The following is a 16,470-nucleotide window of genomic DNA, read 5'->3' as shown; positions in this document are numbered from 1 at the left end:
CTTTAGAGGAAGCCCAGCTTCTTCATCAGGTCGCTGATCTGCTGTTCCTGATCTTCCAGGAATGCTTCGAAATCAGAACCCGAGTTGTGGATGTTGACCCAACCGTTGCGGGCGCGAACTTCTTCCCACTCTGGCGTGTCGTACATCTTGGTGATGGCTTCCTGATAGGCGACCAGCTTGTCCTCGGGCAGGCCGGGGGCTGCAAAGAACCCGCGCCAGTTCACGAAGGTGGTGTCGATGCCCTGCTCTTTCATGGTCTGTGCATCAGGCGCGGCGTCTACGCGTTCTTCAGCGGTCACACCGATGATTTTGACCTCACCCGCATTGGCCAGATCGACGGCTTCCGAGAAACCGGTCGACAGCGCCGCGATCTCACCCGACAGCAAGGCCGCCATGGCTTTACCGCCCGCGTCATACGGAATGTATTTCACGCCCAGCGCGTCCTTGCCGGCGGCTTCCATGACCATCGCTGCAACCAGGTGGTCCATGCCGCCCGGAACCGAGCCGCCGCCAATCGCGGTTGCACCGGGATCAGCATCATAGGCGGCCAGCAGATCGGCCATCGAGTTGATGGGGCTGTCTTTGCCGACAACGATCGCTGCGTAGTCGCCGATTGTTCCCGATACCAGTGTCAGGTCGCGGAAGTTATGCGGGAATACACCGGTCAGCGAACGGATCACGATGGGGGTCGAGTTGACCATCAGCGTGCCGTGGTTGCTGTCGGCGTTTTCGATCAGGTAACCGATGGCCTTACCGCCGCCGCCGCCCGACATGTTCTCGTAGGATGCGGTCCCAACAAGACCTGCGTTGGTCAGCGCTTCGCCGGTGCCGCGCGCGGTACCGTCCCAGCCACCGCCAGCACCGCCGGGGATCAGAAAGTGGATGCTGTCAACGACCTTGTGGCCGTCAGCAGCTGCGGGCCCAACCAGACCGATTGCGGCAACAGCTGCGATCAGGGCCCGACGGCCCAGTTTGAAAGTTGTCATTATGTCCTCCCATTTGACAACAGGCCGCTCAGCGGCACAGATTATCCCGCAACTAAACACGCCAACCTGACATCAACCTGTCATGTAAAAAGAAACTGCCTGCAGCCCATGAAATTTCTGCTCGTCGAAGACAATCTGGACCTCGCGAATGCGATCAGTTCCCGCATGCGACTGGACGGTCATGTCGTTGATCATGCAGCAGATTTAGAGGACGCTCGTGCCTTTGTGGCGACCGAAGAGTACGACCTGATCCTGTTGGATATCATGCTGCCGGATGGGGATGGTCGCGAGTTCCTCAAGCAGCACCGCGCCAGCCATCTAGACACTCCGGTCATCGTTCTGACCGCGCGCAGTCAGGTTTCGGATCGAATCGGTTCACTTGATCTTGGGGCGGACGACTACGTGACCAAACCCTTTGATCATGCCGAACTTGAAGCCCGCTGCCGCGCGGTTCTGCGCCGCAAATCCGGCAGCGCGAAATCCACAATCGAGATCGGTGGGATCGTCTTTGACCCCGTGGCGGGACATTTGACGGTGGCGGGTGACACGGTCTCACTCCGCAATCGCGAGCTGCGGATGATCGAGTTGTTCATCAACGCGCCGGGTCAGGTGTTTTCCAAGCAGAAGCTGGCTGACCGGTTGTTTTCCTACGACGACACCGTTTCGGACAATGCGATCGAGGTCTATGTCGGTCGCCTGCGTAAACATCTTGAACGATCCGATATGAAGATCACCACGTTGCGCGGATTGGGATACAGGCTGGACCATGACGACTAGCCCAACCGTTTCAGGGTCACTGCGGAATCGCCTTGTGCTGACCCTGATTGGCGGGGCGGCTGTCCTGGCGATCCTGTTGTTTTTGACGGTTCGCAGCTATGCCGCGAAAGTCGCTCAGCAGGGACAGGACGACATATTGGGGGCGTCTGTTACATCAATCCTTGATGCCGCTGCGCTCAGGGATGGTCAGCTTGAGGTGGATATTCCCTATGCCGCATTCTCCATGCTCAGCACGCCGTCGGATGACCGGGTGTTTTATGCGATCTATCAGGATGGGGCATTCCTGTCCGGGTACGAAGATCTGGGCCTTGCAGCAGGCCCGGTTGGCGGCAGGCTGGCATTCGAAACCGGTGAGGTGCGGGGGGAGCGTGTCCGTCAGGTCAGCGCCGGACGAACTCTGGTCGGATTGGGTCGCCAGACCGAGATCGAGGTTGCGCTGGGCCAGACGCAGGACGCGTTATCCGACACGCTGGATCAGATCTCGCGCAATGCGGCGTATCTGGGGATCGGTTTCTTTCTGCTGACCGCTGCCCTGTCGTTTTGGGTTACGTCCACAACGATTGGCCAGTTGAACAAGCTGACGAACTCGGTCACGCGCAGAGGGCCACAGGACTTAAGCCCATTCAAAAAACCGGTACCAAAAGAAATGGCACCGCTGGTGATGTCGCTGAATTCGCTGATGGGGCGCTTGGATCAATCGCTCAGCCAGTCCGAGGACTTTATCGCCGAGGCCGCGCATCGGGTGCGAACTCCGCTTGCTACGGTCAGGTCTTACGCCGAAACGACCCTTCACCGCGTCGAGCGTGAGGAAAACCGCGAGGCCCTCAAAGCCATGGTCCGCGCAATCGACGAAAGCTCGCGCGCGGCGGGGCAGTTGCTGGATCATGCGATGATCACTTTTCGCGCGGATCATCTGGAGCGGGAAGAGATTGATCTGGTCATTCTGTGCCGCGACCTGGTGCAACGCTTGATCCCCATTGCCGAGATGAAGGAACTGACGCTGTCTCTGACCGGAGAGCCTTCGGTTCCTTATTCGGGCGATCCGATCCTGATCCAGAATGCGGTTCGCAATCTGATTGATAACGCGATGAAATACGCGCCCTCGGACAGCAAGGTCGAAATCAGCCTTCTTATGCATCCGACGCCTCAGATTCAGGTGCGGGACGCAGGGCCGGGGTTTCCGCCGGACGAAATCGATACCCTCACGCGCCGCTTCGAACGCGGGCAGAATGCCGCCGGGACCATCGGGTCCGGTCTGGGATTGACCATTGCGCAGGATGTGGCAACGGCGCATGGCGGTTCTCTGATCCTGCGAAACCGCAAAAAGGGGGGCGCATGCGTTACCTTATCGCTTTAGTGCTCTTGTTCTGTCCGCTGGTCGGGTGGGCCGACGACTGGGAAGACCGGCTTGTCTTTAACGAAGGGGCCGAAGGTCCGCGCCTTCGCGTAATCTCAAGCACGGATACGGTTCTGTTTGCCCCGGTGATCGAAGGGTTTGTGGCCGAAAACCCCTTAATTAGTGTCGAATATCTTGTGTCTGGTACGGCTGACATCAACCGGCGCGTCCGGGAAACGCCCGAGGCGTTCGATGTGATCATCTCCAGTGCCATGGATTTGCAGCTGAAACTGGCCAATGACGGGTTTGCCTTGCCGATAGATGACGTTCCGGTGCCAAGCTGGGCGCAGTGGCACCACAGCCTTTTTGCCTTTACCTCGGAACCCGCAACCATCGTGATCAACCGTACTGCGTTCGAAGGGCAGCCGGTCCCGCAGACCCGGCAGGGCTTGATCGAAGCCTTGCGCAAACGCCCAGAGGCATTTCGGGGCAAAGTCGGGACATATGACGTGCGCCAGTCCGGTCTTGGATACCTGTTCGCAACGCAGGACGCCCGCGCATCCGAGACCTATTGGCGACTGATGGAAGTGATGGGGAGCTTGGACGTGCAGCTCTATTGTTGCTCGGGCGATATGATCAACGACCTTGCCGACGGAACGATCCTGGTCGCGTACAACGTTCTGGGCAGCTATGCGGCTGTTCGGACCGAGGGCAAGGATGCGCTTGAGGTCGTTCTGCCGACCGACTTTCAAACAATCATGATGCGCACCGCGATGGTGTCCCGTGCGACTTCTGAACCGAAGGCGGCCGAGATGCTGTTACGCTACATCGTGGCCGAACGGCCCGCGACCGAAGACACTAGCCCGCTGCCGTTACTGCAGTCAGGTGGAGCAAACGGACGTGAAACGATTGGACTGAACCCTGCGTTGCTAACCTTTCTGGACGGGTTGAAGCGTACAAAATTCCTGTCTGCTTGGGAGGATGCGGTAATCCAATAGAAACCGCCGCAAAGGAGCACCTCTATGTGTTGGCGGGAATTCCCTGCGAACATCCAATTGTCCCAATCAATTCCGTTTGCTAACGTCACTCTCGCGTCGGGGAGGGCGGGCAAACCCATATGTTGGATTACTCACATAACGCCTGGCTTGTGGCGGCGTCTCTCGCCGTTGCGATGATGGCCGGGTTCACCGGGCTTTACCTGACGCATGGCGCTTCGAAACTGGACGACCAGAGGCGCAAACTGGTGGTGGCGCTGGCAGCGATCATTCTGGGCGGCGGCATCTGGTCGATGCATTTCGTCGCCATGCTGGGCCTGCAGCTTCCGATTCTGTTCTACTATGACGCTTTGATCACGCTGATCTCTGCGCTTGTTGCGATACTGATGGTGGGTCTGGCCTTGCTGATCCTGCATTTCCGGCCCCGTACCATGGGGACACTGGTCGCTGCGGGCGTGATCGTCGGCCTTGGTATTGTTGTGATGCACTATGTCGGCATGGCCGGGATGGAGCTGTGTCGCCCCGTCTACAACGTATGGGATGTGACGATCTCGACTGTGGCCTCGGTGCTCTTGTCAGTTCTGGCGATCTGGGCGGCTTACGACAATCGCACCCAACGCAACATCCTGCTGGGGACGGTGTGTTTTGGTTTGGCGGTTTTCACGATGCACTTCGTCGCCACAGGCCTGACGGATTTTGTGGCCACAGACAGCGCCGGAGGGGCCGGTCCGGCCCTGAACAATCAGGTTCTGGCGATGGGCGTCACTGTGGCGGTTTTTCTGATCTGCGGTGCGTTCCTGTTGACCGGCATCACCTTCATCGAACCCGCGCCGGCGCCCGTCACACCCACACCCGAACCGGAACCCACCGTTTTGCGCGCAGGCGTCCCGTTTGAGCGTGAAGGCCAGACATTCTTCGCCGAACCTGCTCGAATAGCGGCGATACGTGCCGAGGGGCACTATACCGTCCTCTATATGGGCAGCGAAAAGCTGTTCTGCCCCTGGTCCATCACCGAAGCGGAAACACGACTGAAGCAAGACGGGTTTCTGAGGGCGCATCGCAGTTACCTTGTGAACCCCAAACACGTCTCAAGCTTTGAGCGGCACAAGGACAATGGCACCTGCTATTTCGACGGGGTGGATGCCCTGACCAAGGTACCGGTTAGCCGATCGCGACTGACGGATATCCGCGAGGCGCTGGGCCTCTGATCGCATCTCGTGCAGCTCATTCGCATTTCGTGAAACAAGCTGCGCCCCCCGTTCCCGTTGACTGGATTGGCTGATCTGACCGCTCTTTCCTTACGCCAGGTCCCCCAAGGCATACCGCTCGGACCCAGGGAGGAAAAACATGATACCAGCCGGTTTTGAGTATCACCGGCCAGGCGACATCGCCTCGGCCATTGGCATTTTACAGGAACACGGGGATGAAGCGCGCGTGATCGCGGGCGGGCACAGCCTTATCCCGATGATGAAACTGCGCATGGCCGAGATGGGCCATCTGGTTGATCTGCAGGCCATCGAAGAACTCAAGGGTATTGAGGTCGGAGCGGACACCGTGACATTGGGCGCGATGGTGACGCAGCACGAACTGATCACCCATGACGGTTTGGCAGAGGCGATACCGTTGATCCGCGAAGCCGCGCTGCAGATCGCAGATCCGCAAGTGCGCTATATGGGCACCGTCGGCGGCAATGTCGCGAACGGCGATCCGGGCAATGACATGCCGGGGTTAATGCAATGCCTCAACGCCACTTTTGAGCTGTCCGGTCCTGATGGCACCCGCAGCGTCGACGCACGGGACTTCTATGAGGCCGCGTATTTCACCGCGCGCGAGGACGAGGAAATCCTGACCCGAATTTCGATCCCCGTACCGGGCGCGGGCGTAGGTCAGGCCTATGAAAAGCAGAAACGCAAGATCGGCGACTATGCGACAGCTGCGGCTGCGGTGATGCTTGGCAACGGTCAGGCCTCGGTCGCGATGACCAATCTGGCGGATACGCCGATCTGGTCCGAAAGCGCCAGCAACGCGCTGGCCGATGGTGATATCAGCGGCTGCGTCACCGCGATGCTGAGCGCCATCGACCCGGTCGCTGACAACCGCGGGCCGGTCGAGTTCAAGAAACATGTGGCCGCCGTGATGCTGCGCCGCGCCATCGATCGTGCGCAAAGCCGCGCGGGTTGAGGGGAGGAAATCATGTCAAAAATGCACGTCAAACTCACCGTGAACGGTCGCGAGGTCGAAGGACTGGCCGAGCCGCGCACGCTGTTGATCCACTTCCTGCGGGAAGATCTGAAAATCACCGGCCCTCATATCGGTTGCGAAACCAGCCATTGCGGGGCCTGCACCGTGGATATCGACGGCAAGTCCGTCAAATCGTGCACTACTTTTGTGGCGCAGGTGAACGGGGCCGATATCACCACCGTCGAAGGGCTGACCAATGACGATGGCAGCCTTGGCGTCCTGCAAGAGATGTTCCGCGAACATCACGGGCTGCAGTGCGGTTTCTGCACGCCGGGCATGATCACCCGCGCACACCGCTTGCTGCAGGAAAACCCGAACCCGACCGAGGAAGAAATCCGCTTTGGTATGGCCGGCAACCTGTGCCGCTGCACCGGGTATCAGAACATCGTCAAGGCAATCTCGGCCTCGGCTGACATGCTGAACGCTCAGAAGGAGGCTGCGGAATGAACGATCAAACCATGACCCCCGAAGAACGCGCCGCCAATCTCAAAGGGATGGGCAGTTCGCGTAAACGCGTTGAGGATGTGCGCTTTACTCAAGGCAAAGGCAACTATGTTGATGACATCAAGCTGGACGGCATGTTGTTCGGCGATTTCGTGCGTTCCCCCTATGCGCATGCTCGCGTCGTCAGTGTGAACAAAGAGGCGGCACTGGCGCTGCCTGGTGTGATTGCCGTTCTGACCGCCGAGGACCTCTCGCCGCTGGGTTTGCATTGGATGCCGACCTTGGCAGGCGACAAGCAGATGGTGCTGGCAGACGGCAAAGTGCTGTTCCAGGGCCAAGAGGTCGCTTATGTGGTGGCCGAAGACCGCTACATCGCGGCGGATGCCGTGGAACTGGTCGAGGTCGAATACGAGGAACTGCCCGTTCTCACTGATCCGTTTGAGGCGTTGAAATCAGATGTTGTCCTGCGCGAAGACCTTGAAGGTCAGACCGAAGGCGCACACGGCCCCCGCAAGCACCACAATCATATCTTCACTTGGGAACAGGGTGACAAAGACGCGACCGAAGCCATTCTGGCCGAGGCCGATGTCGTCGCAGAAGAGATGGTTTATTACCACCGCACGCATCCCTGTCCGCTGGAAACCTGCGGTTGCGTCGCATCCATGGACAAGGTGACCGGCAAGCTGACGCTCTACGGTACGTTTCAGGCACCGCACGCGATCCGGACCGTTGTGTCGCTGATCTCGGGTCTGGCTGAGCACAATATTCGCGTCATCAGCCCGGATATCGGCGGTGGCTTTGGCAACAAGGTGGGTGCCTATGCGGGCTATGTCTGTTCGGTCGTTGCCTCGATTGTCACTGGCAAGCCGGTGAAATGGGTCGAGGATCGGATGGAAAACCTGATGACCACTGCCTTTGCTCGGGATTACTGGATGCAGGGCAAGATTGCTGCCACGAAAGACGGCAAAATCACTGGCCTCTGGTGCCATACGACAGCGGATCATGGTGGATTTGACGCCTGTGCTGATCCGACCAAGTTCCCTGCCGGTTTCATGAACATCTGCACCGGATCTTATGACATCCCGACCGCTTATCTGGCGGTGGATGGTGTCTATACCAACAAAGCTCCGGGTGGCGTGGCCTATCGCTGTTCGTTCCGCGTGACCGAAGCCGCCTATTTCATCGAACGGATGATCGAGGTTCTGGCGATCAAGTTGAAAATGGACGCGGCCGAGCTGCGCCGGATCAATTTCATCAAGGCCGACCAGTTCCCCTATCAATCGGCGCTGGGATGGGAATATGACTCGGGCGACTACCACGCCGCGTGGGACAAGGCGCTGAAGGCGGTGGATTATGATGGTCTGCGAGCGGAACAGGCGCAGCGGATCGAGGATTTCAAGGCTGGCAAAACCCGCAAACTACTGGGCATCGGCCTGACGCATTTCACCGAAATCGTCGGAGCCGGACCGGTGAAGAACTGTGATATCCTTGGGCTGGGCATGTTCGACAGCTGCGAAATCCGGATTCATCCGACCGGCTCTGCCATCGCACGGCTTGGAACGATCTCTCAGGGTCAGGGCCATGCCACGACCTTTGCCCAGATCATCGCCAGTGAGATCGGTCTGCCCGCCGATGACATCACGCTGGAGGAAGGTGACACCGACACCGCGCCTTACGGTCTCGGGACCTATGGATCGCGATCTACGCCAGTAGCGGGTGCTGCAACGGCCATGGCTGCACGCAAAATCCGCGCCAAGGCGCAGATGATCGCGGCTTACCTGCTTGAGGTTCACGACGACGACGTCGAATGGGACGTGGACCGGTTCTCAGTCAAAGGCGCGCCAGAGCGCTTCAAGACGATGAAAGAGATCGCCTTTGCTGCCTATAATCAGGCTATTCCGGGGCTGGAGCCGGGTCTGGAAGCCGTCAGCTATTATGATCCGCCAAACATGACCTACCCCTTCGGCGCGTACATCTGTGTCATGGAGATTGACGTGGATACCGGCGAATGGGAGGTCCGGCAATTCTATGCGCTGGACGATTGCGGCACCCGGATCAATCCGATGATCATCGAAGGACAGGTCCATGGTGGCGTGACCGAGGCGCTGGCCATCGCGATGGGTCAGGAAATCGCCTATGATGAGATGGGCAACGTGAAGACCGGCACTCTGATGGACTTCTTCCTGCCCACGGCATGGGAGACGCCCAACTACACCACCGACCACACGGTGACGCCGTCCCCGCATCACCCGATCGGTGCCAAGGGCGTTGGCGAAAGCCCAAATGTCGGCGGTGTGCCCGCGTTCTCGAACGCGGTGCATGATGCATTCCGCCCATTTGGCTTGGTTCAGAGCCACATGCCGCATGACCACTGGCGCATCTGGAAGATCGCCAACGGTCTGGGAATGCACGGCTAACAGGAAAAGCCGCCGCGCTGGAACACGGCGCGGCGGCAATCCGGGAGAATGGCATGAGCTTGAAGGACATTCAGCAGGGCCTCGCCGAGGTGGGCTATGTTGCCGACGACCGTTTGGCGATGGCGTTGCATCTGGCCCAGACACTGGGGCGTCCGCTGCTGCTGGAAGGCCCGGCTGGGGTCGGAAAAACCGAGGTCGCAAAGGCGTTGGCCGCCCAGCGCGCCGCGCGGTTAATCCGGTTGCAATGCTATGAAGGGCTGGATGCCAGCCACGCGATTTATGAGTGGAATTACCAGCGCCAATTGCTGGCTATTCGCGCAAGCGAGGCGCAGGGCGGCACTAGCGAGGCGCAGTTGTTCACCGATGACTATCTGCTCAAACGACCATTGTTGGAAGCAATCAGCGAAGAAGAGCCACCTGTTCTGCTGATCGATGAAATCGACCGCGCGGATGAGGAGTTTGAGGCCTATCTGCTCGAGATTTTGTCGGACTATCAGATCACCATCCCTGAACTCGGCACCATCAAGGCGCGGTCTCGGCCCATTGTGATCCTGACGGCAAACGGGACGCGGGATCTGTCGGACGCGCTGAGGCGTCGGTGCCTGTATAGTTTCCTCGATTACCCATCGCGTGAAACGGAAATGGCGATCCTGAAAGCCCGAATGCCCGAAGTCGAAGGGCTGTTGGCGCGCCAGATTGTTGGCGTTGTGCAGGCCTTGCGCAAAGAGGATTTGGAAAAGACCCCCGGCATCGCCGAGATGCTGGACTGGGCGGCGGCCCTGTCGGGGCTGGGAGTCAACGATATGGCGCAATCGCGTGAAGAGGTTCAGGCGACGCTTGTCTGCCTCTTGAAAACCGCAGCCGACTATGACGCTGCCCCGCCCGAAGTGATGGATCGCCTGATTGGAAAGGTGGCGTGATGCAGGTCACCCGTTTCCCCTCTCGCGCGTCTTGTTTAGCGGATCGCATGTCCGGCTTCATCGCGCATTTGCGTATGAACGGACTGCGCGTAGGGCCGGCTGAAACCGGGGATGCATTGGCTGCTTTGGCGGCGATTGAGGCGACGGATGTCAGGCAGGCCCAGCACGCACTTTGCGTGTTGCTGGCCGGCGACGCCGATGATTGGCGGCGGTTCGATGAACTGTTCGAAGCTTATTGGTTCAATACAGGGAAGCAACGCGCGGGAACCGCCCAAACCGCGCATGTGCGGGTTCAGTCCGCCAAGCCGATGATCTGGCAGCAGGAAGGCCAGGATACTCAGGAATCTGAGACCGGTACGGATCAGGCCGCCGAACCTGATTCCGGCGACGGGGAGGCCGTGGGGAGAGACGGGAAGCTGATGGCAACCCGTACGGCCAACCTGTCGCGCCGGGATTTGCGCGAGTTGATGGACGAAGACGCGCTGCGGCAGGCCGAGCAAGCCGCAACCGCCATCGCGCGCGCTATTCGCGACCGGCGCTCCCGCAGACGTAAACAGGCGGTGCGAGGACCTGCTTTGGATATGCGTCGCATTCAGCGCGCCAGTCTTGCACGGGGTGGAGAGCCGATGGACCTGTACCGCCGTGCGCGCCCGTCGCGTCCGATGCGGATCGTGGCCTTGTGTGACGTAAGTGGGTCCATGACGGTCTATTCGCGTGTCTTTTTGGCCTTTCTCAAAGGTCTGATCGGCAGTGGAACAGAGGCGGACGCGTATTTGTTCCACACCCGCCTGATGCGCGTCACGGATGCGCTGCGCGACCATGATTCATTGCGTGCGGCGGGGCGGCTTTCGCTGATGGCCGAAGGGTTCGGCGGTGGTACAGATATCTCCGGCAGCCTTGAGGGCTTTCTGAACGGATATGGCGCTCGCGCGCTGAACGGTCGTACTATCGTGCTGATCTTGTCCGATGGGTATTGCAGTTCCGACCCGCAGGCGCTGGGCGATGTGTTGGCTCGTATCCAGCGCAAGGCGCGCCGGATCGTATGGCTGAACCCCCTGAAAGGCTGGCGGGACTACGAACCCATTGCCGCCGCAATGCAAGCGGCCGAACCTCATCTGGACGCGCACCTGCCCGCCAACACACTTGAGGCGTTGGCGGCGCTGGAACCGCAATTCCGTAAGCTGTGAAAGGAGCCCAGAATGGCTAGTTTCGACATATTCGATACAATTGAGCAGCTGCGAAAAACCGACGAAGCCTTCTGTGTCGCCACAGTACTGCGCACAGCGGACGCGACCTCGGCCAAGGCTGGGGGCAAGGCTGCAATCGCCAGGGATGGGCGGATACTTGGCCATCTGGGCGGTGCTTGCGTTCAACGTGCGGTGCGCGCCTCTGCCCAGCAGGCGCTCGCCAGCGGCACCCCGCAGATGATCCGGGTCAAACCTTCGGAAAAGGTGGTGAATATGACCGATCCTGACGGTGTTCAGACATTCAAAAGCGGATGCCCGTCCGGCGGTACGGTCGATCTGTTGGTCGAACCATATCAACACGCGCCGCGTCTAGTGATTTTTGGCGAGTCGCCGATTGCAACCGCGCTGGCGGCACATGGGGCGCTGGCCGGCTTCCGGGTTCTTCTGAGCGACGCCGCCGAAGCAGACGGTGACCTTCAGCGTTTCAAGATCGAAGACACTGCAGATTTGGGGATCGAACCACGCGATTTCGTCGTAGTCGCCTCACAAGGCAAAGGCGACGCCGCGGCCCTGACCGCCGCCCTTAAGACCGATGCAGACCGCGTGTCGATGGTCGCCAGTCGCCGCAAGGCCGAGACGCTGACCGCCAAACTGATAACGCAAGGCATAGACCCGATCCGAGCTGCGCGCCTGAAATCACCTGCGGGGCTGAATATCCACGCCATCGATCCGCATGAGATTGCCGTGTCCATCCTGGCTGAACTTGTGTTGTGGCGAAACAGTGACAAATCCAAAACGGAGTCCCATGATGAGAAACGTGCTTAAGCGTTTGCGGTCCCTGTGGCCCGCGCGTCCCGAACAAACCCCGGAAGAGGCGACAGAAACGGCGCTTCTGGTTTACCCAAGATGCTGTTGAGCAAAGGAAAGACAAATGGAACTGAGTGACGAAGTCCGCATCGCTGCGCCGCGGGATGTGGTGTACAAGGCCCTGAACGATCCGGAGATCCTGCAGGAGTGTATTCCGGGCTGCGAAGAGTTGATCCAGAACTCACCCGAAGACCTTGAGGCAAAGGTGGTTCTCAAGATCGGGCCGGTCAAAGCGCGGTTTGCCGGTGCTGTGACATTGGACAACACCAACGCGCCGGATGGGTTTTCGCTGAGCGGCGAAGGCAAAGGCGGTGCTGCCGGATTTGCCAAGGGCGGAGCAGACGTGACGCTAACCGAAGACGGGGATGAAACCATTCTGGCGTATACAGCCAAGGTAGATGTCGGCGGTAAAATCGCACAACTGGGCAGCCGCCTGATCGCTGGCACTGCGAAGAAGCTGTCAGGCAAGTTCTTCACCAAGTTTGGCGAAGTCGTGTCTGAACAATCCGTCACTCAATAGTCCGCGTTGGGCCGGCTAACCGGTCGGCCCACATCTTACTGATCCAACAGGAATGCAAATCCCTAGCGGATTGAAAAGGTTACCGATTTTTAGGGGATTTGGTGCCCAGGAGAAGCTGTTTCTTTGGTTCCGTTCCCGTTACAGGCACCCTCATCAGGTCTCCCGTCAGCAAAACAAGGCGTATCGCGGCAGCTCAGCTGAGGTCAACAGGCACTTTGTGTACTACGGTTTGTGCTACGGCAGTCTCAAAGACCAATTGGATGCATAGGAATATCGTCAGACACTGGAGCTCCCCTGAGATCAAGCTGAAGACCTCTGCAGCCAGTTACGGTCAAGGTATCCGATGGGGGAGATCCAGAGCTGTCGTACTTTCATATGACCTCTGATACGTGCGCCTCAAAAACAACCACGGTTCAAGCTGCTTCGGCCTCGTCAGTTATCTCGCCAGTAGGTGGATCAGGAACATTTCCTCTTACCACGTTGGCGACGCCGGCTCTCCAAGCAGAACTACGGCAATAGCGATCGGCGGCTAAGTCCAAACCCCACTCTCCTGAAAGGATAAGAGCTAAGACATTTTTCACCAATTTGGCGATTTCCGCTTGGAAGGGGCGGGTGATCTATCCTACAGATGTCGGGCGCTTCTTCCGATGCTACAAATCCGGCTGAGTGGGAAGTTTGCTCAAAGAGACAATTAGCGAATAGTAGAATTTGTGCAGTTATCATATTCAGTAAATAATCTGCGAAGCCTCACGGGCTTGCCGCTCATAAACATCCGACCAATAACCATTTTGGTAGGGCGCAACAGCGCCGGTAAAAGTACGTTCCTCAGAACTTTCCCGCTGATCAAGCAATCGATCGAAGCACGAGCAAGTGCCCCAATATTATGGTTCGACAGAAACAGTGTTGACTATGGGGACTTTCAAACTGCGGTTCGCAACAACAACCCGGAAGACAGCATCTTGTTTTCGTTTGAGGCGCAGGATGTCGAGGTGCGAAATGAACGTTGGCAGCGGCACTACTATTTTATGGACGAGCCCTATGGTCGAAGAACAAGAACAAGAATATTGAGTGCTAAGCTCGACTTCGAAATTGGTCTGCAAGTCCAACGAACATCTAAGTTAAGAGTGAACTTCGATCTGCCAGAGCACGAAATCTTCACAAATATTGTTGTGGCAAAGGATGGGCGCCGTTGTGAGGATGTCATCGTAAACGGCATCTCTGCAGCAAGCATGTTGCCAAAGACTAATTTCAGCTTCCTAAGCAGCGCACTCTTCGCACCATTGCGAATGACACAAGAGGTGAAGAGCGAAAAAACGCGCCAACTTCCCTATTGGACTGAAGAACCTCTAATTTCCGATATTTTTTCGCTACTTAAGCCGCATGTGGACAAGCGAATTGCTGATCACAATTTGATGCTCGAGGCACTAAAAATCCTCCAAAGCCCGCGACTGTCAGATGACGTAGTTCGAAATCTGATAGAACGAACGGAACTTAGATCCGTACAAAAACTATATCGAAAGTGGCTGGAATCGGACGACCAAAGAGAAAGAAAGGAGATAGATTGGATATGTGCTCTGAGTTATGCGGTATCCAACTATACAAATGTCTGTCACGCACTGCAGGGAGCATACGGTTCTACGCTTTATATCGGTCCGGCGCGAGCAAGCGGCGAGCGATTCTATCGGAATCAAGAGCTCGAAGTCTCTGAAATTGCACCTGATGGCGAAAACCTACCGATGTTTCTCGCGTCTCTTAGCCATTCTGAACTTTCCGAGTTCTCGGATTGGGTCGAAGGGATTTTTGGCTATGGCATTTCAGTTACCAGAAACGTTGGGCACGTAAGCATTACGCTCAAGCGTGACGGCTTCCATGCGAACGTTGCCGACACTGGCTACGGTGTTTCTCAAGTCTTGCCTATTTTGGCTCAGACTTGGTGGGCCAATAGGGTCAGAGGGCGTGGTCCATCCGGTCGTTTGCCAAGCAATCAATCAACATTCCGAATTTTCGCTATGGAGCAACCCGAGTTACATTTGCACCCCGCCCACCAAGCTAAACTCGCAGACGTTTTTGTTGAAGCATATGCTCAGTCAAAGAGACCGATTCACTACGTGATTGAAACGCACAGTGAGTCCCTGATTAATCGGCTTGGTGAATTAATTGAGGATGGCAAAATACCTTCCTCAGCTGTGCAAATCGTTATCTTCTCAGACGACGGTAACGGCACCGACCCAAATGGAGCTGGGATCAGCATTTCGAATTTTGACGAGCAAGGTCACCTTAAGTCTTGGCCCTACGGATTCTTTTCATACTAAAATGATAATATTGTTTGCTATTACCTCGGATGAACTCGAGCAGCTTCCGAGATTCGAAATGGAAGAGTTACTCACTGAAGTTGCCAGATCCAGTCGGTGCGGAAATCACATTTTTGTCTTGCAGCGTAAGCTTGCTAAATTTGCCTCAGAACAAGAGTGTCTGGCTGACCTCCACCGAGCAGAGTTTAGGAAATTGTCGCAAGCGGCTGCGCAGAATTTTTCACTTCTTTCTAAGGCAGCAGGCTATGTCGAAATAAAAATTGGGGATCAATTCCAGACCAACACAAGGGAAAATAGCTGGACCGTGGGACACAGAAAGTTGCTGCACGGCAGACTGCTCGAAAAACCACGGTTGATCCTCGAAGACGCTCACTCAGATGGTGAGGTATACGCTTTAGTACTCGGTAAGGGTACTGTAGTCGGTCGTGAGATGCAGATTGAGTTTGATGCTTGTCACGGTGGCGGAAATCAAACTTTCCGAAGACTTAGAGAGCAGGTGCAAGCCGGCGCAGTAAGCATTTGTATTTGCGACAACGACATGCTTGCTCCAGGAAGTGCTCGCTCAGAAACCTTCAATAAGGCAGAGACTGAAGCAAACAAATGTGAATTTGTTGGAGGTTTCTTTAATCCACCATATCGAGAAATTGAAAACCTTATTCCAATTGAAATTCTTCGCGAGTGTTATCCGCGTGTTTCACCGAAGCGTCTCGACAAACTGCAGAAGTTGATTGCGGATCAAGATGAAGTTGAACAGGGTGATTGTCTATGGCTTTACTTTGACGTTAAAGAAGGTGTCGAGGGAGAAAAACTCATAGAGAAGTGTCCCAACAGTGCAAGCCAAAACTGGTTGGCATCAAAATATACAAACGGCGACATAGGTTGTTTGACAGATGTAAGTTTTCCTGGATTTGGAGACAGTGTTGTCAGCACTCTCCTTGACAGTGGACCAGCACTTAAAGAGTTTCACAAATTTCTACGATCCGATTATTGGGCTCAGCATCTCCAACCATTCTTCGAGCAGATTGCGTGGTATCTTGTTGGTGAGAAAAAAGCCCGGATTTAGGTATTCGCGGTTTCCTAAAGATAACTAAACCAATGGGAACTTGAATGAGTATTCGGGAAATAATTCAATCAGTGGGCTCGAATTGGAGCGACTATAAGGCAACGAAGACAACGGATAGCGACAACTCGACTCATCAACTCGTTGAGACCCAGTTTCCAACTTGCCTGGAGAAGATAGCGGGAGACTCAACTCACCTTATTTTTTCTGGATCTTGCGGGCTTGGAAATGTTTCCGCTGCTCCCTGGGTCGCTACTTTCGACAGCCGAATAACTAAGTCCCCACAAGACGGTTACTATCATCATACTGGAAAGGACACGTCACGCGGAGCGCGCGGTCATTCCTCTCTCAAAGGTGCCGTCGATGCCGAAATCTCAATCACACGTGATGGCGACATAATCACGGCAG

15 protein-coding genes are annotated in these 16,470 nt (G+C 56.7%); 14 read left to right on the top strand and 1 reads right to left on the bottom strand.

What is annotated here, in order from left to right:
- Nucleotides 1–2: 2 nt before the first annotated feature.
- Complete coding sequence (locus tag GOV53_RS15680) at nucleotides 3–986, bottom strand: Bug family tripartite tricarboxylate transporter substrate binding protein (RefSeq protein ID WP_170468149.1); 984 nt, start codon at nucleotides 984–986, stop codon at nucleotides 3–5.
- A gap of 108 nt (nucleotides 987–1,094) precedes the next feature.
- Here GOV53_RS15680 and GOV53_RS15675 point away from each other — a divergent pair, with 108 nt between their 5' ends.
- From GOV53_RS15675 to GOV53_RS21535, 14 genes are all read left to right on the top strand, one after another.
- Nucleotides 1,095–1,763 carry a response regulator transcription factor gene (locus GOV53_RS15675; RefSeq protein ID WP_170468147.1) on the top strand — a complete coding sequence of 223 codons (669 nt, stop codon included), beginning with the start codon at nucleotides 1,095–1,097 and terminating at the stop codon, nucleotides 1,761–1,763.
- Nucleotides 1,753–3,120 (top strand): sensor histidine kinase, encoded by a 1,368-nt coding sequence (locus tag GOV53_RS15670; protein ID WP_170468145.1) that lies wholly within the window; start codon nucleotides 1,753–1,755, stop codon nucleotides 3,118–3,120. Before GOV53_RS15675 ends, GOV53_RS15670 begins: the two co-directional genes overlap by 11 nt.
- The gene (locus GOV53_RS15665; protein WP_170468143.1) at nucleotides 3,099–4,097 is read left to right on the top strand and encodes an ABC transporter substrate-binding protein; all 999 of its coding nucleotides are present in this window, start codon (nucleotides 3,099–3,101) and stop codon (nucleotides 4,095–4,097) included. Before GOV53_RS15670 ends, GOV53_RS15665 begins: the two co-directional genes overlap by 22 nt.
- Nucleotides 4,098–4,216: 119 nt before the next feature.
- Nucleotides 4,217–5,302, top strand: a complete 1,086-nt coding sequence (locus tag GOV53_RS15660) for an MHYT domain-containing protein (RefSeq protein ID WP_170468141.1) — start codon at nucleotides 4,217–4,219, stop codon at nucleotides 5,300–5,302.
- A gap of 139 nt (nucleotides 5,303–5,441) precedes the next feature.
- Complete coding sequence (locus GOV53_RS15655) at nucleotides 5,442–6,275, top strand: FAD binding domain-containing protein (RefSeq protein ID WP_170468139.1); 834 nt, start codon at nucleotides 5,442–5,444, stop codon at nucleotides 6,273–6,275.
- Nucleotides 6,276–6,287: 12 nt separating this feature from the next.
- Complete coding sequence (locus GOV53_RS15650; RefSeq protein WP_170386829.1) at nucleotides 6,288–6,782, top strand: (2Fe-2S)-binding protein; 495 nt, start codon at nucleotides 6,288–6,290, stop codon at nucleotides 6,780–6,782.
- The gene (locus GOV53_RS15645; protein WP_170468137.1) at nucleotides 6,779–9,196 is read left to right on the top strand and encodes an aerobic carbon-monoxide dehydrogenase large subunit; all 2,418 of its coding nucleotides are present in this window, start codon (nucleotides 6,779–6,781) and stop codon (nucleotides 9,194–9,196) included. The genes GOV53_RS15650 and GOV53_RS15645 overlap by 4 nt, the downstream gene beginning before the upstream one ends.
- Before the next feature lie 53 nt (nucleotides 9,197–9,249).
- On the top strand, nucleotides 9,250–10,116 hold the full coding sequence (locus GOV53_RS15640) for an AAA family ATPase (RefSeq protein ID WP_170468135.1): 867 nt from the start codon (nucleotides 9,250–9,252) through the stop codon (nucleotides 10,114–10,116).
- 47 nt (nucleotides 10,117–10,163) lie between these two features.
- Nucleotides 10,164–11,303, top strand: a complete 1,140-nt coding sequence (locus GOV53_RS15635) for a vWA domain-containing protein (protein WP_254439305.1) — start codon at nucleotides 10,164–10,166, stop codon at nucleotides 11,301–11,303.
- Nucleotides 11,304–11,315: 12 nt separating this feature from the next.
- Nucleotides 11,316–12,128 (top strand): XdhC family protein, encoded by an 813-nt coding sequence (locus GOV53_RS15630; protein ID WP_170426408.1) that lies wholly within the window; start codon nucleotides 11,316–11,318, stop codon nucleotides 12,126–12,128.
- Between the two features lie 106 nt (nucleotides 12,129–12,234).
- The gene (locus GOV53_RS15625; RefSeq protein ID WP_170468131.1) at nucleotides 12,235–12,690 is read left to right on the top strand and encodes a CoxG family protein; all 456 of its coding nucleotides are present in this window, start codon (nucleotides 12,235–12,237) and stop codon (nucleotides 12,688–12,690) included.
- A gap of 710 nt (nucleotides 12,691–13,400) precedes the next feature.
- A complete protein-coding gene (locus GOV53_RS15620; RefSeq protein ID WP_170468129.1) occupies nucleotides 13,401–15,002 on the top strand; it encodes an AAA family ATPase in 1,602 nt (533 codons plus the stop codon).
- A 58-nt stretch (nucleotides 15,003–15,060) separates the two neighbouring features.
- Nucleotides 15,061–16,065 carry a hypothetical protein gene (locus tag GOV53_RS15615; protein WP_170468127.1) on the top strand — a complete coding sequence of 335 codons (1,005 nt, stop codon included), beginning with the start codon at nucleotides 15,061–15,063 and terminating at the stop codon, nucleotides 16,063–16,065.
- Nucleotides 16,066–16,109: 44 nt separating this feature from the next.
- The coding region (locus GOV53_RS21535) for an MrcB family domain-containing protein (protein WP_170468125.1) at nucleotides 16,110–16,470 on the top strand (361 nt) is incomplete at its 3' end.

The sequence above is a fragment of the Ruegeria arenilitoris genome, assembly GCF_013035315.1.
Classification (GTDB): Bacteria; Pseudomonadota; Alphaproteobacteria; order Rhodobacterales; family Rhodobacteraceae; genus Ruegeria; species Ruegeria arenilitoris_D.
The sequence above is the reverse complement of the archived record's forward strand: the minus strand, read 5'-3'. Positions and strand labels throughout refer to the sequence as shown.